At 65.3% G+C, this 23,613-nt stretch carries 20 protein-coding genes; 9 read left to right on the plus strand and 11 right to left on the minus strand.

The window, feature by feature from the left end; translation table 11 throughout:
* Nucleotides 1-72: 72 nt before the first annotated feature.
* Nucleotides 73-753 carry a DUF6445 family protein gene (locus U1708_RS11415; protein WP_332745763.1) on the minus strand — a complete coding sequence of 227 codons (681 nt, stop codon included), beginning with the start codon at nt 751-753 and terminating at the stop codon, nt 73-75.
* Between the two features lie 137 nt (nt 754-890).
* Between U1708_RS11415 and U1708_RS11420 the strand changes: the two genes are divergently transcribed.
* Both U1708_RS11420 and U1708_RS11425 read left to right on the plus strand, forming a co-directional pair.
* On the plus strand, nt 891-2,390 hold the full coding sequence (locus U1708_RS11420) for an MFS transporter (RefSeq protein ID WP_332745765.1): 1,500 nt from the start codon (nt 891-893) through the stop codon (nt 2,388-2,390).
* A 31-nt stretch (nt 2,391-2,421) separates the two neighbouring features.
* Nucleotides 2,422-3,138, plus strand: a complete 717-nt coding sequence (locus tag U1708_RS11425; RefSeq protein ID WP_332745767.1) for a GIN domain-containing protein — start codon at nt 2,422-2,424, stop codon at nt 3,136-3,138.
* Nucleotides 3,139-3,159: 21 nt separating this feature from the next.
* Here U1708_RS11425 and U1708_RS11430 read toward each other — a convergent pair whose 3' ends face one another.
* Nucleotides 3,160-3,564 (minus strand): DUF1489 family protein, encoded by a 405-nt coding sequence (locus U1708_RS11430; RefSeq protein WP_056053914.1) that lies wholly within the window; start codon nt 3,562-3,564, stop codon nt 3,160-3,162.
* Between the two features lie 31 nt (nt 3,565-3,595).
* Nucleotides 3,596-5,005: a magnesium transporter gene (gene mgtE / locus U1708_RS11435; RefSeq protein WP_307088775.1), complete on the minus strand. Its 1,410-nt coding sequence runs from the start codon at nt 5,003-5,005 to the stop codon at nt 3,596-3,598.
* Nucleotides 5,006-5,113: 108 nt separating this feature from the next.
* Here mgtE and U1708_RS11440 point away from each other — a divergent pair, with 108 nt between their 5' ends.
* Entirely contained in the window at nt 5,114-5,572 is a 459-nt protein-coding gene (locus U1708_RS11440; protein WP_307088776.1) for a peptidylprolyl isomerase, read from the plus strand.
* 57 nt (nt 5,573-5,629) lie between these two features.
* Here U1708_RS11440 and U1708_RS11445 read toward each other — a convergent pair whose 3' ends face one another.
* Complete coding sequence (locus U1708_RS11445) at nt 5,630-6,208, minus strand: hypothetical protein (protein WP_332745776.1); 579 nt, start codon at nt 6,206-6,208, stop codon at nt 5,630-5,632.
* Between the two features lie 45 nt (nt 6,209-6,253).
* Nucleotides 6,254-7,138, minus strand: coding sequence for a LysR substrate-binding domain-containing protein (locus U1708_RS11450; protein WP_332745778.1), 885 nt, complete (start codon nt 7,136-7,138; stop codon nt 6,254-6,256).
* A gap of 283 nt (nt 7,139-7,421) precedes the next feature.
* Here U1708_RS11450 and U1708_RS11455 point away from each other — a divergent pair, with 283 nt between their 5' ends.
* Nucleotides 7,422-9,695: a CDC48 family AAA ATPase gene (locus tag U1708_RS11455; RefSeq protein WP_307088780.1), complete on the plus strand. Its 2,274-nt coding sequence runs from the start codon at nt 7,422-7,424 to the stop codon at nt 9,693-9,695.
* 245 nt (nt 9,696-9,940) lie between these two features.
* Here the strand turns inward: U1708_RS11455 and U1708_RS11460 are convergent, their stop codons facing one another.
* Nucleotides 9,941-10,648, minus strand: coding sequence for a hypothetical protein (locus U1708_RS11460; RefSeq protein ID WP_332745781.1), 708 nt, complete (start codon nt 10,646-10,648; stop codon nt 9,941-9,943).
* 5 nt (nt 10,649-10,653) lie between these two features.
* Entirely contained in the window at nt 10,654-11,865 is a 1,212-nt protein-coding gene (locus U1708_RS11465; RefSeq protein WP_332745783.1) for a toxic anion resistance protein, read from the minus strand.
* Nucleotides 11,866-12,013: 148 nt separating this feature from the next.
* Here U1708_RS11465 and U1708_RS11470 point away from each other — a divergent pair, with 148 nt between their 5' ends.
* The 5 genes from U1708_RS11470 (at nt 12,014) to U1708_RS11490 (ending at nt 17,776) form a co-directional block, all read left to right on the plus strand.
* Nucleotides 12,014-13,027, plus strand: coding sequence for a zinc-binding alcohol dehydrogenase family protein (locus U1708_RS11470; RefSeq protein ID WP_332745785.1), 1,014 nt, complete (start codon nt 12,014-12,016; stop codon nt 13,025-13,027).
* 321 nt (nt 13,028-13,348) lie between these two features.
* Entirely contained in the window at nt 13,349-14,314 is a 966-nt protein-coding gene (locus U1708_RS11475; RefSeq protein ID WP_332745786.1) for a DUF2268 domain-containing putative Zn-dependent protease, read from the plus strand.
* A 199-nt stretch (nt 14,315-14,513) separates the two neighbouring features.
* The gene (typA, locus tag U1708_RS11480) at nt 14,514-16,358 is read left to right on the plus strand and encodes a translational GTPase TypA (RefSeq protein WP_307088789.1); all 1,845 of its coding nucleotides are present in this window, start codon (nt 14,514-14,516) and stop codon (nt 16,356-16,358) included.
* Between the two features lie 600 nt (nt 16,359-16,958).
* Nucleotides 16,959-17,351: a hypothetical protein gene (locus U1708_RS11485; protein ID WP_248522655.1), complete on the plus strand. Its 393-nt coding sequence runs from the start codon at nt 16,959-16,961 to the stop codon at nt 17,349-17,351.
* Nucleotides 17,352-17,458: 107 nt separating this feature from the next.
* Nucleotides 17,459-17,776, plus strand: a complete 318-nt coding sequence (locus tag U1708_RS11490) for a DUF3297 family protein (RefSeq protein ID WP_332745791.1) — start codon at nt 17,459-17,461, stop codon at nt 17,774-17,776.
* A 165-nt stretch (nt 17,777-17,941) separates the two neighbouring features.
* On the opposite strand, the gene U1708_RS11495 is transcribed toward U1708_RS11490, so the two are convergent.
* From U1708_RS11495 to U1708_RS11510, 4 genes are all read right to left on the minus strand, one after another.
* Nucleotides 17,942-19,810, minus strand: a complete 1,869-nt coding sequence (locus U1708_RS11495) for an ABC-F family ATP-binding cassette domain-containing protein (RefSeq protein ID WP_332745793.1) — start codon at nt 19,808-19,810, stop codon at nt 17,942-17,944.
* A gap of 523 nt (nt 19,811-20,333) precedes the next feature.
* Nucleotides 20,334-21,299 (minus strand): cell wall hydrolase, encoded by a 966-nt coding sequence (locus tag U1708_RS11500; protein ID WP_332745795.1) that lies wholly within the window; start codon nt 21,297-21,299, stop codon nt 20,334-20,336.
* Between the two features lie 350 nt (nt 21,300-21,649).
* Nucleotides 21,650-22,447 carry a LytR/AlgR family response regulator transcription factor gene (locus U1708_RS11505; protein ID WP_031393111.1) on the minus strand — a complete coding sequence of 266 codons (798 nt, stop codon included), beginning with the start codon at nt 22,445-22,447 and terminating at the stop codon, nt 21,650-21,652.
* Entirely contained in the window at nt 22,444-23,589 is a 1,146-nt protein-coding gene (locus tag U1708_RS11510) for a sensor histidine kinase (RefSeq protein ID WP_307088802.1), read from the minus strand. The genes U1708_RS11505 and U1708_RS11510 overlap by 4 nt, the downstream gene beginning before the upstream one ends.
* Nucleotides 23,590-23,613 lie beyond the last annotated feature (24 nt).

Raw genomic sequence — 23,613 nt, forward strand, 5'->3', positions numbered from 1 at the left:
AGTCCACAATCCCGTCATCCTGACGAAAGTCAGGATCCAGAGCCATAAGGCCCTGTCCGTCATGACTCTGGATTAGTCGTCGAACAGGAACAGGTTCAGCGTCAGCCGCCCGGCTAGCGGATCAGCGTTGAGGACCACCTCAGGCGGCAGATAGGCGCAGTGCAGCGTATTCCCCGCATAGATCAGCGCGCGGTTGAAGCGCGCCGGCTGGACCGCGATGCACTCGTACAATGGCGTATCCCCAGCGATATACTCCGCGTCCGGCATGCCATGCGCTTGCACATCACGCTCCAGTTCCGTCCTGAACCGATCCAGCCGCGCCGCATCGACGCTCTCGAACCCGGTCGCGCGCTGCCGGTAGAAGGCGGTGCCGCCTTGCTCCCCGTGGCCCAGAAACAGCAACACCGCGATCCGCCGCGACTCCACACCGTCGAAATGCGGCAGCCGCTGGATCGGCGCGAGATCGGCAGGCGCCGTAGTGACCAGCGAGTAATAGGCCTCCGACACCGCAGGCGCCGGATCGAGACCGAAATGCTCCGCGAGCAACGGCGCGATCCGGCGGCGCATCGTCTCGGCCAGGCGGGGCGGTACTTCGGCGCGGACCCCGGGATAATGCGGCCCGATCGCCGTCATGCGCAGGCTCGCCGCATCCTCGCGCAGCGCGTCCGGGTCGGGCCAGAAATCGTCGATTGCGATCAGTGGCCGTCGCTCGCGGCCCTGGTGGTGAATAATGGCGTTCGTCGTGTCGATCATCGCGTCCGGTCATGCCGTGGCGGCGAGGCCCTGCGCAAGGTATTCGTATGCATGGTTGTTTTGCCGGTCGCTTGACGGCAAGCCGCACCCTCAGGACCGCCGCGTAAACAAGCGACGGCCGATCAGGAGAGCCGCATTTGACCGAGAAACCAGTCCAGGGCTTTGGCGGTCTCTGGAATATCAGCTTCGGCTTTTTCGGAATCCAGATCGGCTTCGCGTTGCAGAACGCCAATATGAGCCGAATCTTCCAGACGCTCGGCGGATCGCTCGACGACCTTTCCTACCTATGGGTTGCAGCACCGCTGACCGGGCTGCTCGTCCAGCCGATCATCGGCCATTACAGCGATCGGACCTGGACCCGGTTCGGCCGTCGCCGCCCGTATTTCTTCGCCGGTGCCGTGCTCGCCGCGCTCGCGCTGTTCGTGATGCCCGAGGCGAAGATGCTCTGGCTCGCCGCGCTGACGCTCTGGGTGCTCGACGCCTCGGTCAATGTCTCGATGGAGCCGTTCCGCGCGTTCGTCGGCGATATGCTGCGCAAGGATCAGCACACCGCCGGCTATGCGCTGCAGACCGCGTTCATCGGCGCGGGGGCGGTGGTCGGGTCGATCTTTCCGTTCGTGCTCGCGCATCTCGGCGTGTCGGGCGATGCGCTGGCGGGCGTACCCGATACGGTGCGGTACAGCTTCTGGTTCGGCGGCGCCGCCCTGTTGCTGGCGGTACTCTGGACGGTCGGCAACACGCGTGAATACAGCCCGGCGGAGATGGCGGCGTTCGGCGAACGCGACCCCGACGAAGCGCTCGCAATACCGGTCCGTGCGCTCGCCACCCGCGGCTTCGCGAGCGGGATCGCCTGGATCGTCGCCGGGATCGCGGTCATCATCGCAGTGCCCGAACTGGCGCTCCAGAAGGAAGTGTACCTGCTCGGGGGGCTGCTCGTCGCATATGGCGCGGCCAGCTTTGCAGCGATCAGCCTCGCGCGCGGCGGCAACACCGACAACGCGCTGAGCCAGATCGTCGATGATTTCGGCGACATGCCCGACGTGATGAAACGTCTCGCGCTCGTCCAGTTCTTCAGCTGGTCCGCGCTGTTCATCATGTGGATTTTCAGCACACCCGTCGTGGCGCAGTATATGTACGGATCGAGCGACGCGACGAGCGCTGCGTACAACGCCGGGAGCGACTGGGTGGGCGTCCTGTTCGCGGTCTACAACGCGGTCGCCGCTCTGGTCGCGCTGCTGATCCTGCCCTGGCTGGCGAAGCGGATCGGCCGCGTGAAGACCCACATCGTGTGCCTGCTGTGCGGCGCCGCAGGGTTTGCGAGCTTCCTCGTGGTGCGCGATCCGACCCTGCTGATCGTCAGCGAAGTGGGCGTCGGCATCGCCTGGGCATCGATCCTCGCCATGCCGTACGCGATCCTGGCCTCCAGCCTGCCCCAGGCGAAGCTCGGCATCTACATGGGTCTGTTCAACATCTTCATCGTGCTCCCGCAGCTGCTGGTCGCGACGCTGATGGGGTCGGTGCTCAAGGCGTTCTTCCCGACCGAACCGATCTGGACGATGGCATTCGCCGCAGTCGTCATGGCGCTCGCCGCGCTGGCGATGCTACGCGTCCCCGAGCTTCCCGACCGGGCTTCGTGACGTGACCCGTATCGCGTCCAGTTTCGCGGGTATGAGATACCTGCTCGCCGCGTCGCTGCTGCTATCCTCGCCGGCATTCGCCCAATCGTCTGCGGCGACTCGTACGGTATCTGTCGGCAGCTTCGATCGCGTTCGTGTCGAGGGGCCGTTCGAGGTTCGCGTCACGATCGGCTCGCCGCGCGCCACGATAGTCGGGTCGCGTTCCGACAATGGCGTCGTGGTGCGCGTCGACGGGACGACGCTGTCGGTCCGCAGGGATATAGGCGGCTGGGGAGAACAGCCGCGCGGTGCAAGCGCAGGACCAATCGTCGTGATGCTCACCACGCCCGGCCTGACCTCGGCGAGCGTTGCCGCAGGTGGGCGACTGACGATCGCGAAGATGCGCGGGATGCGCGTCGATGTGACGGTCAGCGGCAATGGCAGCCTCGCGCTGGCGGCGGCGGACACCGATCAGCTGAACGCGACGTTGATCGGCACCGGTCAGATGAGCCTCGCGGGCCGAGCGGCGCGAGCGCGGCTGGTTACCAGCGGACCCGGGGCGATCGATGCGTCGGCGTTGGCGGTCAACGACCTGACCGTCCATCTCGACGGCGTCGGCGAGACCAGGGCGGCGGCGCGCTATACCGCGCAAGTGACGAACAGCGGGCTGGGCATGGTGACGGTCACCGGCAACGCAAAATGTCGAGTGAATGCGACGGCCGGCGGGCCAGTGACATGCGGGACGGCGGCTACGCGTGGAGCGCCATAACCGCCACCGCAGAGCGCGTATCTAGATCAGCGCCAGTTCCGCCAGCTTCGTCATCAACGCCGGCGGCATCACATCCAGCCCGGTCGCGTCGCCGCCCAGATCGAGCGGTGCATCCGCCCCCTCGAGATACCGCCACCCTTGATGCGCGCGCTTGGGCCGCGCCTGTACCAGCACGAGTTTCGGATCGATGTGAATCGCCACGCGACCCTCCTCCGCCTCGCCGAACCCGAGGATAGGCGAGCGGGCGATCAGCTGGTGCTTGAGGATCCAGAACATCGAGCCCTGACCGGCGACCTCCTCATGACGCTTGGGCAAATAGCGCGTGGTGAGGAACACCGGCCCCTCCTCGCCGCGCAGGCGGAGCCGCTCGGCGAGATGGTCGACGCTTTCCGCGCCGAACGCGACTTTGGTGAGGTGGAGCGGCATGCTGCTGGAAATGGGCGCTAAAGCCGGACGATCAACCGTGCAGGCCCCAAAGACTCGCCAGCCCGAGGAACGAGAAGAACCCCATCGTATCCGTCATCGTCGTCACGAACACCGCGGACGACACCGCGGGATCGATCCGGAACTTGTCGAGCGTTACCGGCACCAGGACGCCGCTCAGCCCCGCGGTGAGGTTGTTCACCAGCATCGCCGCGGCAATCACCAGCGACAGGTCGGTGTTGCGGAAGATAACGTATGTCCCAAGGCCGATCAGCGTCCCCAGCATCACGCCATTGGCGGCGGCGATGCGGAACTCGCGCCCGATCATCCGCGTGGTGTTGGAACTCGTCAGCTGGTTGGTCGCTAGCGCGCGCACCACCACCGCCAGCGTCTGCGTCCCCGCATTGCCGCCCATCCCCGATACGATCGGCATCAGCACGGCGAGCAACGCGAAGCTCGCGATCGTCCCCTGGAACAAGCCCACGACCGACGACGCGACCATTGCCGTGCCCAGATTGACGACCAGCCAAATGAACCGCGTCCGCACCGTCAGCCGGATCGGCTCGTTGATGTCGCCATCACCTGCACCCGCGAGGCGCAGCGTATCCTCGCCCGCCTCTTCGGAAATGATGTGGACGATGTCGTCGACCGTGATCATCCCGACCAGCCGGCCGCCATGGTCGACCACCGCAGCCGAGATCAGCGCGTATTTCTGGAAGCGCAGTGCGACTTCCTCCTGGTCCATGTCGACCGGGATCAGCGTCTGCTCGCGCTTCATCACGTCGGCGATCGCGATCCCGCGCGGCGTCCGCAGCATCCACGACAGCTGGCACGTACCGATCGGCTTGTGCGCCGGATCGACGACGAAGATTTCCCAGAAATCGGTCGTCAGCTCCTCGTGGCCGCGCAGGTAATCGATCGCGTCGCCGACCGTCCAATGCTCAGGGACAGCGATCAGCTCGCGCTGCATCAAACGACCGGCGGACTCCTCGGCGTAGCTCAGCGCCTCCTCGATCGCCGCGCGATCGTCTGGGTCGAGCGCACGCAACACCGCGCGCTGCTCGTCCTCGTCCATGTCCTCGATGATCGCGACGGCATCGTCGGTATCGAGTTCGGACGCGAGATCGGCGACCTGATGCGGCTCGAGCGCATCGATCAGATCCTCGCGGACGTAATCGTTCATCTCGGCGAACACGTCGCCGCCGAGCAGGTCGGTGACCGCCCGCGCGAGTGCGGCGCGATCTTCCTGCGGGGTCAGCTCGAACAGATCGGCGATGTCGGCGGGGTGCAGCGGCTCGACCAGCGCACGCGCGCCCTCGTCGTCGCCATTCTCGACCGCATCCAGGACGGCACGGACGAATTCGGGACGCAAATGATCGTCGCGATCGAGTTGGTTTTCGGGTTGGGTCTCGGTTTCGACCTCGGGAAGCTCGAGTTCGCTCATGGCTGCCTCCCTTAAAAAGCGTATGTTTGGGCCCTAACGCGACGCGCGTGCATTTGCCAGTCGGAGTGCGGCTCCCTATCTGCCGCGCATCAATTCAGGAGAACATGAATGGCTGACACCCCCGAAACGCTGACGCTGACCCTCGAAGGTGGCGACGTCACGATCAAGCTGCGCCCCGATCTGGCGCCCAAGCATGTCGAGCGGATCGTCGAGCTCGCGAACGAAGGCTTTTACGACGGCGTACCCTTCCACCGCGTGATCCCGGGCTTCATGGCGCAGGGCGGTGACGGTGGTCGCGGCGACGGCACCGGCGGGTCGAGCAAGCCCAACCTCAAGGCGGAATTCTCGGCCGAGCCGCACGTCCGCGGCGTATGCTCGATGGCGCGCACGAACCAGCCCGACACGGCGAACTCGCAGTTCTTCATCGTGTTCGACGACGCACGCTTCCTCGACAAGCAGTACACCGTCTGGGGCGAAGTCACCGACGGCATGGACCTGGTCGACGCGCTGCCCAAGGGCGAGCCACCGCGCACGCCAGGCAAGATCGTCAAGGCACGCGCTGCCTGATAATGGGGTACCGGGGTGGCGTCGCGCCGCCCCGGTATCGGTTATTCCGGGCGGACCTTATTGCCACTCGCCCCAGTAATGTTCGAGACTGACGGACACGGTCAGCAACTGATCGCCCAGTTTTCGCGCAAGACAAACTTCGACCGCGCCCGCCGCGGCGGCGGCGGCGGCGCTTCCTCCGGTGATGATTGCAGCGATCGCAGCGGCGATTGCCCCTTCGCGCAAACAATCTTCGACGATGTCCTTGATCTCTATCGGCTTGGCAGTGGAAACCCGCAGCACTGCGCGGACGTAATACCACTGCAAGTTGACCGTCCAGCCGATGCAAGTCTTGATCGGTCCGATCCGCACCCATTTGGCGCATTTTGCGCGGCTATGCGGTAGCGTTGTCGGGTCCTTCGTGACGAGCAGAACGCGTTCGTAGATGATGCCGCTATCAGGCTCGACGAGTTCGTAGGCGGCCTGAGTACCCCAGGCGGAATCTTCTGCGCTAGCGCGCTGGTGACGGGTCGTACTGTCGGGTGGCAGGTTGTCACCGAGAAACAGTTGGCCGTCGACTTTGCTTGGATCCAACACCATCACGATCGCTCCCGAAAATGTTATGGGAGCCAAGTATAACGGGGTGGTCAGCAGCAATGTTGTCGACAACATCCGGTTTGGAGTAAGTTCACCGCAGCAGCGTCAGACTTCCGCCACCGTCTTGATCAGCCAATCGTGGAACAGCTTCACCGGCTTGGTCTGCAACGCCCGTGGGCGGCACACGAACCAGTAGCTGTACGGACTCTCCACCTCGATATCGAACAGCCGGACCAGTCGCGGATCGTTCGCATCGTCGAAATGGCTCGCGTGCATGAACGCGACGCCGAGTCCCTGCGCCGCCGCCTCCAGCATCAATGCGCCCGAATCGAAATGGTCGATCGCCAGCGGCTCGATATCGTCGAGCCCCGCCGCCGTGCGCCATGCCGTGAACGTGTCCGTCATGTCGCGGTGGACCAGCGCGGTCAGTGTCGAGAGCTGTTCGGGCCGCGTAACCGGGTCCGCCCGCTCCAGCAGGCTCCGAGCACCGATCACATACACCGAATTGCGATCCAGCCGCCGCGCGTAGAACGCCGGGTCGATCTCGCGCGACAAGGCGATTACCGCGTCGAGCCCGTCGCCGAGTCGCGACACCAGATGCGCGGCGGTATCGATGTCGAGATGCAGCTCGGGGTGCGTCGTCCGCAACTCGCCCAGACGGGGGAAAAGCTTCTGCGACGCATAGAGCGGCAGAATCCCGAGCCGCAGCCGCAACACCTCGGTCGTGCTGGTCAGCGATTCGACCGCGTCCGACAGCGAGTCCAGCACCGGCGCGATCTGCGCGAGCAGCCGTTCGCCATCCGCATTCAGCACCATCGCCTGATGCCGGCGTGCGAACAGCGGCTTGGCGATGAAGCGTTCGAGACTCTGCACGCGTCGGCTGAGCGCAGGTGCGGACAGTGCCAGATCCTCGGCCGCGGCCTTGATCGACCCCAGTCGCGCGACCTGTACGAACGCCTCGATAGCCCCCAGTGGCGGCAGCCTACGCATGATTCCTCTTTCGACTCGACGAGTGTGACAATGACCGCTGGACGCATTCATGCACGCGATTGCAGTTAGCGCAATCGTAGCTGATCCCTTCGCACTTGCAACACGAACCGTCTCGACGCAAAAAGACCTCGCCTTTCAGGCATCCTCTCCTAAAAACTTTCATGGGCTGGCCTTCATTGGCCGGCCCTTTTTTTGTGCCTTTTACGGCATGCGGACGAGGCAACGCCTCGCAAGCCCGGAACCTTGCCCCCATCTGACACGCTTCGAGTTCGAAGGAGTCGAGATGCCCGATAGCGAAATCCCCACGCGGAAAATCCAGGTCGCCAACGCGCGTCCCGAGGATAGCGGCCGCGGCCTGGCGCATTTGCCGCGCGCGCTGATGGCGACTCTCGGCATCGGCGAGGGCGACGTGATCGAGATCCTCGGTAAGCAGAACACGCCCGCGCGCGCCGTCGGTCCCTATCCGGAGGACGAAGGCCTCGACATCCTCCGCCTCGACGGCCTCCAGCGCGCGAACGCCGGAGTAGGCTCGGGCGACTTCGTCGAGGTGCGCAAGGCAGAGTCGAAGCCGGCCACGCGCGTCGTCTTCGCGCCGGCGCAGCAGAACCTGCGTCTCCAGGGCTCGACCAATGCGCTCAAGCGCACGTTTCTCGGGCGACCGATCTGCCAGGGCGACATCGTCGCGACCGCGGGGCATCAGCGCGTCGGCAACATGCCGCCGGGCGTCCAGCAGTTCATGAACGCACCGGCCTACGCTTTGCAGGAGATCCGTCTCGCGGTGATCGCGGCCAGCCCGAAGGGCGTCGTGCACATCGACGAGAATACCGAGATCGAACTGCGCTCAGAGTACGAAGAGCCGCAGGCCGCCCGCCGTGCCGACGTCACTTACGACGACATCGGCGGCATGGCGCAGACGATCGACCAGTTGCGCGAGATGGTCGAACTGCCGCTTCGCTACCCCGAACTGTTCCAGCGGCTCGGCGTCGATCCACCCAAGGGCGTGTTGCTGCATGGCCCTCCCGGCACCGGCAAGACGCGGCTCGCGCGCGCAGTCGCGAACGAATCCGACGCGCAGTTCTTCCTGATCAACGGCCCCGAGATCATGGGCTCGGCGTACGGCGAGTCCGAATCACGCCTCCGCGAGGTGTTCGAGGAAGCGGCGAAGTCAGCGCCTTCGATCGTCTTCATCGACGAGATCGACTCGATCGCACCCAAGCGTGGCCAAGTGTCGGGTGAGGCCGAAAAACGTCTCGTCGCGCAGTTGCTGACGCTGATGGACGGTCTCGAATCGCGCGCGAACCTCGTCGTGATCGCTGCCACCAATCGTCCCGAGGCGATCGACGAAGCACTCCGCCGCCCCGGCCGGTTCGACCGCGAGATCGTCGTCGGCGTGCCGGACGAACGCGGCCGTCGCGAGATCCTCGGCATCCATACGCGTGGCATGCCGCTCGGCGACCGCGTCGATCTCGATGAACTGTCGCGCACCACCTACGGTTTCGTCGGTGCCGATCTCGCCGCGTTGACACGCGAGGCGGCGATCGAGGCGGTCCGCCGGATCATGCCGAAGCTGAACCTCGAAGAACGGACGATCCCGCCCGAGGTGCTCGACGAATTGTCGGTCACCCGCGAAGATTTCCTCGGTGCGCTGAAACGCGTCCAGCCATCGGCGATGCGCGAAGTCATGGTCCAGGCACCGACCGTGCGCTGGGCGGACGTCGGCGGACTCGACGACGCACAGATGCGGCTCAAGGAAGGCGTCGAACTGCCGCTCAAGAACCCCGACGCGTTCCGCCGCCTCGGCATCCGTCCGGCCAAGGGCTTCCTGCTCTACGGCCCGCCCGGCACTGGCAAGACGCTGCTGGCCAAGGCGGTCGCGCGCGAGGCGGAGGCGAACTTCATCGCCACCAAATCGTCCGACCTGCTGAGCAAGTGGTACGGCGAAAGCGAACAACAGATCGCCCGCCTTTTCCAGCGCGCACGGCAAGTGGCGCCGTGCGTGATCTTCATCGACGAACTCGACTCGCTGGTGCCCGCACGCGGCTCAGGCGCGGGCGAACCGCAGGTCACGGAGCGTGTCGTCAACACGATCCTCGCCGAGATGGACGGGTTGGAGGAACTGCAATCGGTCGTCGTGATCGGCGCGACCAACCGCCCGAACCTGATCGACCCTGCGTTGCTCCGGCCGGGCCGCTTCGACGAACTCGTCTATGTCGGCGTCCCCGACAAGGCTGGCCGCCGCCGTATCCTCGGCATCCAGACGCAGAAGATGCCGCTCGCGTCGGACGTCGATCTCGATCGTCTCGCCGACCGTACCGATCGCTTCTCCGGCGCGGATTTGGAGGACGTCGTTCGCCGCGCAGGCCTCGTCGCGCTCCGTCGTTCGATCGACTCGACCGACGTGACGATGGCCGATTTCGAAGGCGCCCTGAAGGAGTCGCGCGCCAGCGTCACCCCGGAAACCGAACGCGAATACGAACAAATGGCCGCGCGTCTGAAGCAGGACGCGACCGCCATCCAACCTCTCGGGTTCGCCTTTCCCAGCAAGGCGGACGACTAGACATCTCTGCATCAGCCAACTCGCCCGCCCTTCACGGGGCGGGCGGGTAAACAGCTCTGTCGAGAGCCTTCAGCAGTCCGGGCTGGGGCGGCGTTTGCCCTTCGTCCGGCTCGTCAGGTGGAAGTGAAGACACCGGTCGCAGCGATACGGTCGGAGCGGTACGCGTCCGGTCTGCGCCACAACAAGCGCGTCGGCTTCGGATACGAAGCGCGCCTTGCGACGGCATACGCTGAGCCGGGTGCGCTTCACTCCTTGTACTTCATCTCCAGGAACCGCCCCCGCGTCGACAGATTGTCCAGATCGCTTTGCGCAAGACGCGCGGTCATCTCGCCGATCTCCTGCTCGATCAGCTTAAGCCCGTCGACCAGTTCCGCATCGGGCGTGCGACCGTTGCGCGGTGTGGTGCGGAGCGACGCCGGGACCTTCTCGTAATCCTTGACGAAGGCGGGGAGTTGTTCGCCGATGAGCTTCCGCACGTCGACCGCTTCCTGCGTGTTCGCGTCGAGCGTCGCCAACTGCGGCGTCAGCGTCTCGAGGCGCAAGCCGATACGGTCGACCAGCGTCATCGCCGGCGCGGGGAGGGCAGGGCGTTGCGCCTCCAGCCAGCGTTCGGTCTGCGCCGGCAACGCGCGGATATCCACCGCTGCCAGTCGTTCCGGCGTCGGCGCACGTTCGGCAGGCCACACCGCGAACAGCACCGTGGCGGCGACCAGCAGCGCCATCACCAGCATCGCGCCGCCGATCCCGAGCGGTACGATCCAGCCGATCACCATCGCCGCGATCAGGATCGACACGTCGGCGACCACGATCCGGGTCAGCCGCTTGCCGATCGCCTGCGTTTGCAGAGCCCGTCCCCGCGATGGCGAGCGTGCGATGAAGGCGCCCGTCCGGTCGTCGGAAATGCGCGACCAGGAGGCACGGGCGCTGGCGATGGCGTCGTCGACTTCGCTCACGAGGGTTACATCGCCTCCAGCTTGAACGGGCTGGACGAAGGTCCGCCCAACTGCCCCTGCGTCGCGCCTTCAGCCCGCGCGATATAGCCGCGCGATTTGTCCACTTCGTTCGACAGCGCGCCGACCGTGACCTTCATCGAATCAAGCGCCTTCAGCTTGAACACGTCGATCGCGTCCATCGTGTCGTAGATATTCTGGAACGCGCGTTGCAGCGTCTCCAGCGGAATCGTCGCCGACGCCGCCTGTTCGTGGATCTGCGCGGTCTGCGATTTCAGCAGCTTGCCGGTCGATCCGATGATGTTCGCGGTGGTCGTGTTGAGCGCGGTGATCTGCTCCAGCACCAGTTTCTGGTTGGTCAGCGCCTGCGCCACCGTCACCGCGGTGCGCAGCGCAGACACGGTCGTGGTCGACGCGCGATCGACGCCCTTCACCAGCTCGACATTGTTCTTCTTGACCAGGTCGAGCGCGAGATACCCCTGCACGGTGACCGCCATCTGCGTCAGCAAATCCTGCGTCCGCTGGCGCGTGTAAAACAACGCGGTCTCGCGGATCGCCTTCGCCTTGGCGGGATCTGTGTGGTCGAGGTCGTTGGCGACGTCCTCCAGCTTGGCGTCCATCGTCTTCGACAAATGGATCATCTGCTCGAGCCGGCCCATCGCCGCCCACAAATTCGCACGCTCGGTATCGATCGCGGCATTGTCCATCAGCAACTCGTCCTTGCCCGAGCCGAGGCTCTTCAGGATCTGCGCGATGTGCGTCTGCGACGATTTGTAGCCGTCGAAATAATTGCGCATCTTGCCACCGAACGGGATGATCCCGAACAGCTTCTGCGGCGCGGTGAGATTGCCCTTCTTGCCGGGATCGAGATCCTCGACGACGCGGCGCAGCTCGGCCAGATCCTTGCCGACGCCGGTCTCCTGATCCATCGCCTTGACCGGGCGGTCGAGGAAGCGGTTCGACTGGCCGGCGGCCTCGCGGATTTCCTTCGCGCCCATCGCGGTGATTGCATCGACCCGCTTGCCGAACTCCGGCGAATTGACGTCCTGCGCGACGAGATCGGTGACGAACCCCGACACGCGCTCCTCCAGCTGAGACTTCACGCCGGCATCCACGGGGACGAGCCCGGCGGCCTTAGCGGGGGCAACCGTGGGTACGGGATCGGGCGGGGTCAGCACCAGGCCCGGCTCTTCGTTCAGCGTCTCGGGTGTCGTGGCCATGCGTAATCTCCGTTCGATGGGACATGGTGGCTGCAACCCGTCCCGCGTTCAAGTGGCATATATAGATAACACACCGCTCTTGCCAACCGCGCCTTGAAACCAAGGGACGGCGTCGACAGCTTGGGGCCGACATCACAGGAGTTCCAGCATGCGCGCCATCGGCTATACCAAGTCGCTTCCGATCGACGATCCGCAGTCGCTCGTCGATCTCGACATCGCCAAGCCCGAAGCGATCGGCCGCGACCTGCTCGTCGAGGTAAAGGCGGTATCGGTCAACCCGGTCGACACCAAGATCCGCCGGAACCGCGCCGATCCCGACGGCAAGCCGCAGGTGCTGGGCTGGGACGCAGCGGGCATCGTCGTCGCGGTCGGCGCTGACGTGACCAAGTTCGCGGTCGGCAACGCGGTGTTCTACGCCGGTGCGATCGACCGGCCCGGCACCAATGCCGAATACCACCTCGTCGACGAGCGTATCGTCGGCCACAAGCCGCAGTCGCTCGATTGGGCGCAGGCGGCGGCGCTGCCGCTGACCTCGATCACCGCGTGGGAGACGCTGTTCGACCGCCTCGACGTGCGCAAGCCCGTCCCCGGTGCGGCGAACGCGATCCTGATCATCGGCGGTGCTGGCGGGGTAGGGTCGATCACGATCCAGCTCGCGCGCAAGCTCACCGACCTGACGATCATCGCCACCGCCTCGCGCGACGAGACGCGGGGCTGGGTCGAGGATCTCGGCGCGCACCACGTGATCGATCACCGCAAGCCGCTCGCCGAACAGGTCGAGGCGCTCGGGCTCGGCGCGCCGGCGTACGTTTTCTCGACGACGCATACCGACGAGCACATCGCCGAGATCGCCACGCTGGTCGCGCCGCAGGGCCGGCTCGCGCTGATCGACGATCCCAAGACGCTCGACATCGCGCCGCTGAAGCAGAAGTCGATCTCGGTCCACTGGGAGCTGATGTACACGCGCTCGCTGTTCCAGACCCCGGACATGGGCGAGCAGGGGCGGTTGCTCGACGAGGTCGCGGCGTTGGTCGATGCGGGGACGATCCGGACGACGCTGGCGGAGAATTTCGGGAAAATCGACGCGGCGAATTTGCGGAAGGCGCACGAGAGGATCGAGAGCCATACGGCGAAGGGGAAGATCGTGCTGGAGGGGTTCTGAGCCTTTCCGATTTTCCAGCGCGTCCCGTTAACCTACGCCACCACCCCGGCGAAGGCCGGGGCCCAGTTGGGGGACGTTGCTAACGGATGGCGGCACGTCGTTATTGCCACCTTTCCAACTGGGCTCCCGCCTTCGCCGGGGTGGGGTGTGGTGGGGGCGGAGCGCGGGCCACTCCTTCTCGTTCCCCCGCAAACGCGGGGGCCAGGAGCCAAGGGCGTCACCGCTCGCCCGCCTCGCGGGGGAACGGCTTTGGGCTGATGTGGGGCATCTCACCGCCGAATAAGACTGGCGGCCACCAAACCACACGATACGCTGCGGACCATGTTCCGCCCGCTGATCCTCGCGCTCGCCCTCCTCCCCGCGGCCGCCACGAATCGTCCCCCGCCAGCCGACCCACTAACCGCCACGATCCACACCGAAGACGCCGACCGCTTCGCCACTCTCTTCGCCAAGACCAAGGGCAAACCTACCGCCGCGCAACTGAAACGCGACTATCTCGACAAGGGCAGTTTCGGGATCGGCGTCTTCACCCCCGGCCGGATCGTCGACGCCGACAATCTCGCGCGCGCGATCGCCGCCAACCCGACCCGATACGCGCAGGCGATCAAGACCTGCCTTCCCGCCGCCAAGACCGCCACCGCCGATCTTCGGTCGATCTATCTCGGCCTCCACGGCGCGCTCCCCGACGTGAGGCTGCCCCAAGTCTATATAGTCTTCGGCGCGGGCAATTCCGGCGGAACGGCAGGTCCCGGCGCGCAGGTGCTCGGCCTCGAAGTGCTCTGCCGCATGTCCCCCACGCCCGAGAAACTTCGCCAGACGCTCCGCCATTTCTTCGCGCACGAGACGGTGCATTCCTTCCAGCAGGACGCGGGGATGACGCTCGCCCGCGATCCGCTGCTCACCGCGATCCTCGTCGAGGGCGCGGCGGACTTCATCGCGCAACTCGTCACCGGCGAGGAACCCGACGCCGCGCGCGCCGCCTGGGCCGCCCCGCGCGAGGCCGAACTCTGGCGCCAGATGCAGGCCGACATCGCGCTCACCCGCAAGCTCACCGACAAGGACGACCCGGAAGAAGGCTCGCCCGAAGCCAAGGCGTACGCCCGCTGGATCGGCAACTACTCCACGCCGCCCGCCGGCTGGCCACCCGAACTCGGCTATTGGATGGGCCTGCGGATCTGGCAGCGCTACTACGCCGCCGCCCCCGACAAACACGCCGCCCTCAGGGCGATGCTAGCGGTCCGCGATCCCCGCGCCATTCTCGCCGCCGGACCATACAAGCGCCGTTGAACCCACACATGCCCCGTCATCCTGACGAAAGTCAGGACCCAGAGCCAAGAAAAGCCGCGCCCCGTGACCCGAGATCCCGGCTTTCGTCAGGATGACGGAACGCCTCGCGAAGACCCAAACACCGCCCACTCTTCCCGCGGCGCAACAATTACGCTATGGCGCGCGCCAACCCCGTTCCTCGTTTCAAGAGAATACATTCATGAGCCTCCGCAACGTGGCGATCATTGCGCACGTCGATCACGGCAAGACGACGCTGGTCGACCAGCTCTTCCGCCAGTCCGGCACCTTCCGCGACAACCAGCGCGTCGAAGAGCGCGCAATGGATTCGAACGACCTCGAAAAAGAGCGTGGCATCACCATTCTCGCCAAGCCGACCTCGGTCGACTGGACCCCTCCCGGCGAGTCCGAGAGCATCCGCATCAACATCGTCGATACGCCCGGCCACGCCGATTTCGGCGGTGAAGTCGAGCGCATCCTGTCGATGGTCGACGGCGTCGTCCTGCTGGTCGATTCTTCGGAAGGCGCAATGCCGCAGACCAAGTTCGTCACCGGCAAGGCGCTCGCGCTCGGCCTGAAGCCGATCGTCGTCGTCAACAAGGTCGATCGTAACGACGCGCGCATCCAGGAAGTGCTCGACGAAGTGTTCGATCTGTTCGTGTCGCTCGACGCGAACGACGACCAGCTCGACTTCCCCGTGCTCTACGCCTCGGGTCGCAACGGCTATGCCTCGACCGACATGGACGCGCGCGAAGGCACGCTGATCCCGATGTTCGAGACAATCGTGAAGCACGTGCCGCCGCCCGCCGTGGAAGTCGCCGGCGTGCCGTTCACCTTCCTCGTCACGCTGCTCGACCGCGATCCGTTCCTCGGCCGCGTCCTCACCGGTCGCGTCAATTCGGGTACCGTGAAGACCAACCAGCCGATCCACGCGCTGGATAACGACGGCAAGATCATCGAGACGGGTCGCGCCTCGAAGATCATGTCGTTCCGTGGTCTCGATCGCGTTCCCGTCGACGAAGCCAAGGCCGGCGACATCATCTCGCTGGCGGGGCTTTCGGTCGCCACCGTGGCCGACACGATCGCCGACATCACGGTGACCGAGCCGCTGCACGCGCAGCCGATCGATCCCCCCACGCTGTCGATGCGTTTTGCCGTGAACGATTCGCCGATGGCGGGCCGCGAAGGCACCAAGGTGACGTCGCGCATGATCCGCGAGCGCCTGTTCCGCGAAGCCGAGTCGAACGTCGCCGTCAAGGTGACCGAGGCGGCCGACAAGGACAGCTTCGAAGTCGCCGGTCGCGGCGAGCTTCAGCTGGGCGTGCTGATCGAGACGATGCGCCGCGAGGGCTTCGAGCTGGGCATCTCGCGTCCGCGCGTGCTGTTCGGCGAGGACGAGAACGGCAAGAAGACCGAGCCGTACGAGACCGTCATCATCGACGTCGACGAGGAGCATTCGGGCACCGTGGTCGAGAAGATGAACACCCGTAAGGCCGAGATGACCGACATGCGTCCGTCGACCGGCGGCAAGACCCGCATCACCTTCTCGGCGCCGTCGCGCGGGATGATCGGCTATCATGGCGAATTCCTGTCCGACACGCGCGGCACGGGCATCATGAACCGGCTGTTCGAGAAGTACGGCCCGCACAAGGGTCCGATCGAGGGTCGCAAGAACGGCGTGCTGATTTCGAACGGTTCGGGCGAGGCGAACAACTACGCACTGGGTCCGCTCGAAGAGCGCGGCATCCTGTTCGTGGGCCACGGCGAGGCTCTCTATGAGGGCATGATCGTCGGCGAGAACGCCAAGCCGGACGACCTCGAGGTCAACCCGATGAAGACCAAGGCGCTGACCAACTTCCGCGCCTCGGGCGGCAAGGACGACCAGGTCCGCCTGTCCCCGCCGAAGCGCGCGACGCTGGAGCAGGCGATCGCCTACATCGACGACGACGAGATGGTCGAAGTCACGCCGAAGTCGATCCGTCTGCGCAAGCGCTTCCTTGATGCGAACGAGCGCAAGCGGGCTAGCCGGGCTAAGCAGAGCGCCTGAGGCCAGCAAAGGCGAAGCCGGCTGAGTCCTCAGGCGCTCGGCCGGCCTCGCCAAAGCGAGGTCCGACGACACGGCTTCGCCGTGTCGCGCTGGCTAGGAAATGAAGAAGGGCCGGAGGGAAACCTCCGGCCCTTCTTCATTTGTGCGTTGGTCGAGGTATGACCAACCCACGTCTTCCCCCCTCCCTGAAAGGGAGGGGCCGGGGGTGGGTAGGCTTCCGCATTATCGAACGGCGGCGGCCAAGCCGGCCAACCCACCTCCAACCCCTCCCTTCCAGGGGGGGAGAACGGCGGCGTTCAAGGCGACGTGACGAACAAAACTGAGGCCAATGAAGCCGCAGGCCATGTTCCACGGCAAAGGCGATCGCTCGCGTCGTCATCATCCTGCGCATCGCGGCGTCCTATCCGATACCGGTAAACAACGCCCAGCCGTGCGCCTGCGCCCGCGTCCCCACACGGGACACGCCCACACAGATATACCGTGGGTTAACAGCCCGTTCCGCCGCAGTTCAGACCGAATCACCTACAGCCTGAAACACGGTCGGACACTTATGCGTTTGTCCCAGGCGGACCGGGCGTAACTAGTAACGGAGTTCGGATGATGAACGGATTTTTGAAGAAGGCAGGTTTGGGGGTAGCCCTCGCAGCGACCGCGCTGACAGCCGCGGTACCGGCCGATGCACAGCGCTGGGGCCGCGGCGGCTATGGTCGCGGCTGGCACGGTCATCGCGGCGGCGGCAACGCAGCCGGTGCAGCCGTGCTCGGCGGTATCCTCGGCTTAGGCGTCGGCGCAGCGATCGCGAGCAGCAACAACCGCAACCGCTATTACGACCGCGGCTATTACAATGGCGGCTATTACGCCCCGCCGCCGGTGGCCTATTACAACCCGCCGGTCCGCACCTATTACCGCGAGGATTATCGTCCGCGGTGCTGGAACGAGTGGCGCGTCGATCCCTATTATGGCGACCGGGTATCGGTACAGGTCTGCAGCTGACCCGATCGAACGACGGCAAGGAGGCGTCGGGAGCAATCCCGGCGCCTCTTTTGCATCACGTGCTTTTTTCTGGCGCGGGGCAGGCGCTTGCCGCTAGACGCGCGACCATGACCGACACGCCCAACACCCCCGAGACCGAAGCCGCCGCCACCCCGGCCGCAACCGGCGACACGCCCCCCGATCGCCTCTCGATCAACCAGCGCAGCCCGTTCTTCCAGCAGGACCTGCTCGAACGCGGCATCGGCATCCGCTTCAAGGACAAGGTCCGCCACGACGTCGAGGAATATTGCATCTCGGAAGGCTGGATCCGAGTCGCGCTCGGTAAGAAGGTCGACCGCAACGGCAATCCCCTGACGCTCAAGCTGGTCGGCCCGGTCGAAGCCTGGTTCGAGCGCCCTGCCGCGTCGGATTCAGACGAAGGCTGACCCGATCTTCCCCCCTCCCTGAAAGGGAGGGGCCGGGGGTGGGTAGGCCGGCTTGAGCCGCAACCGCTGGAACACGCGGAACCCGACCCACCCCCAACCCCTCCCTTTCAGGGAGGGGGGCAAGAACGGACTAGGCGGCTCCCCCAGGGGAGGCGCAGAAGGCCGTTAAGCCGCCACCCCCTCCAGCGCCTCGCTAGCCTCCAGCCACTTCGCCTCGCTAGCCTCGAGCTTTGCATGCACCTCGGCGCGACGCTTGCTCAGATCCCCCATCGACATCCGCGAGAACCGTGGCTCCGCATTCGCCGGATCGACCATCGCGCGGTCCAGAGCATTGCGCTCCTTGGTGAACTTGGCGGTCTGCTCCTCGATCTCGCGCAGAGCCTTCCGAAGCGCCGCATCGTTGCTCTTCGCCTCCGCCGCGGCCTTCTTACCCGCCTTCTTGTCGGCCTTCGACGCCGCATCGCCCTTGCCGCCGTCGCCCTTCAGGACGAACGCGATGTAATCGTCGAGGCTGCCGTCGAACTCCTTCGCCGTCCCGTCGTCGACCAGCACCAGCCGGTCCGCGGTAAGCTCCAGCATATGCCGGTCATGGCTGACCAGCACGACAGCGCCGGTGTACGCATTGAGCGCCTGCACCAAAGCCTCGCGCGCATCGACGTCCAGATGGTTGGTAGGCTCATCGAGGATCAGCAGATGCGGCGCATCCCGCGTGATCAGCGCCAGCGCCAGCCGCGCCCGCTCGCCACCCGACAACTTGCCGACCCGCGTCGTCGCCTTGTCACCAGAGAAGCCGAAACGCCCCAACTGCGCGCGGACCGCAGCCGGCGTCGCGCCCTTCATCAGATGCGACATATGCTCGATCGGCGAATCGGTCGGATCGAGTTCCTCGACCTGATACTGCGTGAAATACCCCACCTTCATCTTGCCCGACGACGACATCTCGCCGTCCATCGGCGTCAACTGCGCCGCCAACAGCCGCGCGAGCGTGGTCTTGCCGTTGCCGTTGCGCCCGAGCAGCGCGACCCGGTCGTCGGGATCGAGCCGCATGTTGAGCCGCTTCAGGATCGGCACGTCGGCATAGCCCACCGTCGCCATGTCGAGCGTGATCAAAGGCGGCCGCAGTTCGGTCGGGTTGGGGAAGCCGAACGACAGCGTCGGATCGTTATAGCTCTCGGCGATCGGCTGCATCTTCGACAGCATCTTCTGCCGCGACTGCGCCTGCTTGGCGGTCGAGGCGCGCGCGGAATTCTTCGCGATATATTCCTGCAGTTTCTCGCGCTGCACCGCCTGGTTCGCGCGCGCCGCCTCGATCTGCGCGAGGCGCTCGGCCCGCTGCCGCTCGAACGCGTCGTAGCCACCCGGGTACAGCGTGATCTTGCCGCCCTGCAGATGCAGGATGTGATCGACCACGTTGTTGAGGAAATCGCGCTCGTGGCTGACGACCACGATCGTCGCCTTGTAGCCCTTGAGGAAATCCTCGAGCCACATCACCGCTTCGAGATCGAGATGGTTCGAAGGCTCATCGAGCAGCAGCAGGTCCGGCTGCGAGAACAGCAGTGCGGCCAGCGCCACGCGCATCTTCCAGCCGCCCGAGAAGCTGTCGAGCGTCCGCGCCTGCATATCCTCGTCGAACCCGAGCCCGAGCAGGATCTGCGCGGCGCGCGCGGGCGCGGTGTACGCGTCGATCGCGATCAGCCGCTCGTACACGTCGCCGAGCCGGTCGGGATCCTCGCTCGTCTCGCTCTCGACCATTAGCGCGGCGCGCTCCAGATCGGCTTCGAGCACGGTTTCGAACGGCGTCTTCATGCCGTGCGGGGCCTCCTGCGCGAGGTAGCCGATCCGCGCGCCCTTCGGCATGTCGGCGGAACCGTCGTCCGGCTCCAGCTGCCCCGCGATCACGCGAACCATCGTCGACTTGCCCGCGCCGTTGCGCCCGATCAGCCCGACGCGCGAGCCCGGCGGCAACGCAGCCGTGGCGCCATCGAGGATAACGCGTCCGCCCAGGCGCACCGTGATATTGTTCAGATTCAGCATGGGGCTGCCGTTAGCAGATGCAGCATGGTTTTGCGAGGGGAGGGGAAGGGGGCTCAAGTCCGCCAAAGTCGAGCCGCGCCCCCCTCCCTGGAAGGGAGGGGCAGGGGGTGGGTAGGCCAGCTTGAGCCGCGACCGCTGTATGCGCGGAACCCAACCCACCCCCAACCCCTCCCTTCTAGGGAGGGGAGAAGACATTCCAGCCAACACCGGTGCGTCACCCTGCTGGACGTAGCTTGCACGGGGCTTCCGGAGGGTCGCGCCGGAGCAATAGCAAGGGCAGGTTTCCCCTCCTACCACCACCCCGGCGAAGGCCGGGGCCCAAGTGGAAAGCCCGTGGTGATGAGGCGCAGTCCGGAGTTGGCAACGTCCCCCAACTGGGCCCCGGCCTCCGCCGGGGTGGTGCAGCTGTCGGCCCAGCAAACCGACCAACTCCCTCCCCTTCAGGGGAAGGTAGGGTTGGGGCATTGCCAAAAACGTCTCGCTCGCGGCGGAGCCCCACCCCCCCTGAAGGGGAGGGAGAGCGTCAGGTCTCGTCCGAAACGATCGCGTCTTCACCGCCGCCGCCAAGCAGCGCGGAAGCCTGCCCCCCGACATGCACCCGCACACCCGAAACCAACCGCGTTGGAACGATCGCCGCGCCCGCCATCGCCGATCCGGGACGCGACACCCCCCGATGCACCGTCACCCCATGCGGCGGATCCGCGGGCTCTGCACCCAAGTCCGCAACGACCTCCCGATTCCCATAATGCACCGAAACGCCGGCCACCTCCGCCGCAACCGTCCCCACGCCACCACCGGAAAAGCCGCCACCCCGAACCCCAGGCTCAACCCCGGCATAAACCTGCCGGAACGTCAGCGCCCGCTCCAACGCCCCCTGCCAACGATAGAACACATGCGCCCCGACCGTAGTGATCCGCGCCAAACTCGACGCCCACCACGGCAAAATGCTCGTCGTATGAAACGAAGTCGCCGCCCCGACCGGCGCAAAGACGCTCCCGCCAAGCGCCGCCGCCGCAACCGCACGCGCGCGATCCCAAGCCCCCAACTCCCGCGCACGGTTCATCGAGCCATCGCACGTAAAGCTGAACTGGCACCCGGTCCGCCGCTCCGCCCCCTGGTACACGACCCCGCAAACGCTGTTCGGAAAAGCCCGGTCGCGCACCCGGTTCAACACCACCTGCGCCACCGCCCGCTGCCCCTCCACCGACTGCGATCGTGCCTCATAATACACCGCCGCCGTCAGGCACTCCGCCGCACGGTTCGCGTCGACAACGGAGTTCGAAGTTACAAAGGGCGGCGCAACCGCAGGCATAGCCGCCGCCTCAGGCGTGGCCGTTGCCATCTTCGCCGAGATATCATCCGGCACATGCAACGCCATCCGCTCCAACAGCGCGCGAGAATTACGCTCGGGCTGAACCTGCGCGACCGCAGCGGGGCGATCCTCGGGCACGCACGACGTCGCCATCACCAACGCGGGCAAACTGATCAAGGCATGGGGATAAAGGCCGTAACCCGACGTCTTCATCCCCCCGCTCTACGCCGAGGGGTTTAGGGACTGGTTAATTGGGTCGAGGAAACGGGTGAGCGTCCGCTAACGAAACGCAACCCCGTTATCCCGACGATAGTCGGGACCCCGATCGGCAAGGACGGACTCGGAAAGGGCGCCTCCGAAAGCGCGCCCCTAACATCCTCCCCCCATCGTCCGTCATCCTGACGAAAGTCAGGATCCAGAGTAACAGGCGGCGTCCTCAATGGCTCTGGATCCTGACTTTCGTCAGGATGACGGGAAGGGGCAGGACGACGGGAAGATTCGACAAGGTCCCGCCCCCCAGCCTCACCTCAATGAACGAACCGCGCCACCACATCCCGATACGACCGAGAAACCTTCACGCTAGCCCCTGAATTCAGCACCAGGAAGCACTCCCCATTGGTATGCGGCTTGACCTGCTTCACCAGATCCAGATTCACGATCGTAGACCGATGCACCCGCTGGAACCGCCGCGGATCGAGCCGCTTCTCCAGATCCTTCATAGTCTCGCGCAAGATCAGCGTATTATCGCCGGTATAGATGCACATATAATCGCCCGCCGCATCGATCCGCTCGATCGTATCCACATCGACGCGGAAGATCTGCCCGCGATCCTTGATGTTGATGAGCTTCTCGAACCGGTTCGCCGACACGGCATCGCCGTCGGGCATGTCCGCCGCCGCGTCCGGCGCGACATCGGCGAGCACTTCGCGCAACCGATCGACCTCCTCGACCCCGCGCTTCTCGCTTAACCGCTGCCGAACCCGCTCGATCGTATCGGCCAGCCGAGATTCCTCGACCGGCTTCATCAGATAATCGACCGCCTGAGCCTCGAACGCGCGCAAGGCATGGTCCGAATACGCGGTCACGAACACGAACAAAGGCGGCTCGACCTCCATCAGGCCCTGCACGACGGAGAATCCGTCGAACCCCGGCATCTGGATGTCGAGGAAGACCAAGTCGGGCTTGTGCGTCTTGATCGCGCGAATCGCCTCGCGGCCGTTCGAGCATTTTTCGATGATCTCGACGTCTTCATGGGCCTGGAGTCGGAGTTCCAGCCCCTGGATCGCCAGCGGCTCGTCGTCGACGAGAATGGTACGGATGGTCATGCGGCCTCTCTGTTCACGTCTTCAAGCTGATACGGAATCTCGATCTCGACCGAGAAGCCGCCAGCGGGCGTGGAGCGCGTTTCGAAACGGTGGTCGGGCCCATATGCCTGAGCCAACCTGTCTCTAATATTAGCGAGCCCCACGCCTGTCGAATGGCTTGAACCGATCCGGCCCTCGATCAAGCCCGGACCGGTATCGGATACGGCGATCTGCACGCGTTCCCCGGCGAGCCGCACTTCGACGCAGATTTCGGCGCCTTCCTCCTGCGGCGTGACGGCATATTTGATCGCGTTTTCGACCAGCGGTTGCAGCAGCAGCGACGGCAATCGCGCCCGTTCGGCACGCGGATCGATGTCGAATTTCGGGCGCATCCGATCCTCGAAGCGCATCTTCTCGATCTCCAGATACAGCTTCAGCTGATCCACTTCCTGCGCGACGGTGACGTGCGCGGTCGGCTCGTTCGCCAGCGTATAGCGCAGGAACGACGACAACCGGCTCAGCATCGCGTTCGCCCGCTCGGTCTGCTTGAGCAACACCAACGTCGAAATCGAGTTCAGCGTGTTGAACAGGAAGTGTGGGTTCAGCTGATAGCGCAGCATGGCCAGCTGCGCCGACGACGCCTGGTTCTCCAGATGCTCCATCTGGTCGATCTGCTGCTCGACGATCAGGTAGAAATTGATCCCGAAATACAGCGCCGACCACCCGAACAGCACGGTAAACGTGACGTACACCGACCCGAGCAGCCGTGTGAGAGTCACCCCCGGCGTCGCCGTCGCTATGAACGAGAAGGTGAACGCGTCGAGCACCGCATACAGGAACGTCGCCGCGGCCAGCGTCGCGATCGTCAGGAAGATCCCGACCAGCCGGTTCATCCGCCGATACTGGCCGTACATCGTCGAGAGCAGCAGCGTGATGCAGTATCCGACGATCGCCTCGACGATCACCGGGATCACCCCGTCGAGCGACAGTCCGTTCGAGATCGACACCACCCCGCGCAACAGCAGGTACCCGCTCCACCCGACCGCCTGCAAAATCCAGAACGCCCGCGCCTTGTTCTCGAAGAACGGCCGCGCCGTGAAGGGCAGGCGCCGGGCGGAGTTCAAGGCGGAGGAGCCAGGGTGCGGGGCGGAAGAATTAGCCATCGGCCTGCGCTCTTACACGCGGCC

This window comes from Sphingomonas arabinosi (assembly GCF_036663715.1).
Classification (GTDB): Bacteria; Pseudomonadota; Alphaproteobacteria; order Sphingomonadales; family Sphingomonadaceae; genus Sphingomonas.

What these genes read in the sequence shown, in the direction of transcription:
- U1708_RS11465 (WP_332745783.1), bottom strand. Translation starts at nt 11,865, where the DNA reads ATGGCCACGACACCCGAGACGCTGAACGAAGAGCCGGGCCTGGTGCTG.
- U1708_RS11455 (WP_307088780.1), top strand. Translation starts at nt 7,422, where the DNA reads ATGCCCGATAGCGAAATCCCCACGCGGAAAATCCAGGTCGCCAACGCG.
- typA (WP_307088789.1), top strand. Translation starts at nt 14,514, where the DNA reads ATGAGCCTCCGCAACGTGGCGATCATTGCGCACGTCGATCACGGCAAG.
- U1708_RS11440 (WP_307088776.1), top strand. Translation starts at nt 5,114, where the DNA reads ATGGCTGACACCCCCGAAACGCTGACGCTGACCCTCGAAGGTGGCGAC.
- U1708_RS11485 (WP_248522655.1), top strand. Translation starts at nt 16,959, where the DNA reads ATGAACGGATTTTTGAAGAAGGCAGGTTTGGGGGTAGCCCTCGCAGCG.
- U1708_RS11505 (WP_031393111.1), bottom strand. Translation starts at nt 22,447, where the DNA reads ATGACCATCCGTACCATTCTCGTCGACGACGAGCCGCTGGCGATCCAG.
- U1708_RS11495 (WP_332745793.1), bottom strand. Translation starts at nt 19,810, where the DNA reads ATGCTGAATCTGAACAATATCACGGTGCGCCTGGGCGGACGCGTTATC.
- U1708_RS11425 (WP_332745767.1), top strand. Translation starts at nt 2,422, where the DNA reads ATGAGATACCTGCTCGCCGCGTCGCTGCTGCTATCCTCGCCGGCATTC.
- U1708_RS11510 (WP_307088802.1), bottom strand. Translation starts at nt 23,589, where the DNA reads ATGGCTAATTCTTCCGCCCCGCACCCTGGCTCCTCCGCCTTGAACTCC.
- U1708_RS11450 (WP_332745778.1), bottom strand. Translation starts at nt 7,138, where the DNA reads ATGCGTAGGCTGCCGCCACTGGGGGCTATCGAGGCGTTCGTACAGGTC.
- U1708_RS11430 (WP_056053914.1), bottom strand. Translation starts at nt 3,564, where the DNA reads ATGCCGCTCCACCTCACCAAAGTCGCGTTCGGCGCGGAAAGCGTCGAC.
- U1708_RS11470 (WP_332745785.1), top strand. Translation starts at nt 12,014, where the DNA reads ATGCGCGCCATCGGCTATACCAAGTCGCTTCCGATCGACGATCCGCAG.
- U1708_RS11415 (WP_332745763.1), bottom strand. Translation starts at nt 753, where the DNA reads ATGATCGACACGACGAACGCCATTATTCACCACCAGGGCCGCGAGCGA.
- mgtE (WP_307088775.1), bottom strand. Translation starts at nt 5,005, where the DNA reads ATGAGCGAACTCGAGCTTCCCGAGGTCGAAACCGAGACCCAACCCGAA.
- U1708_RS11475 (WP_332745786.1), top strand. Translation starts at nt 13,349, where the DNA reads ATGTTCCGCCCGCTGATCCTCGCGCTCGCCCTCCTCCCCGCGGCCGCC.
- U1708_RS11490 (WP_332745791.1), top strand. Translation starts at nt 17,459, where the DNA reads ATGACCGACACGCCCAACACCCCCGAGACCGAAGCCGCCGCCACCCCG.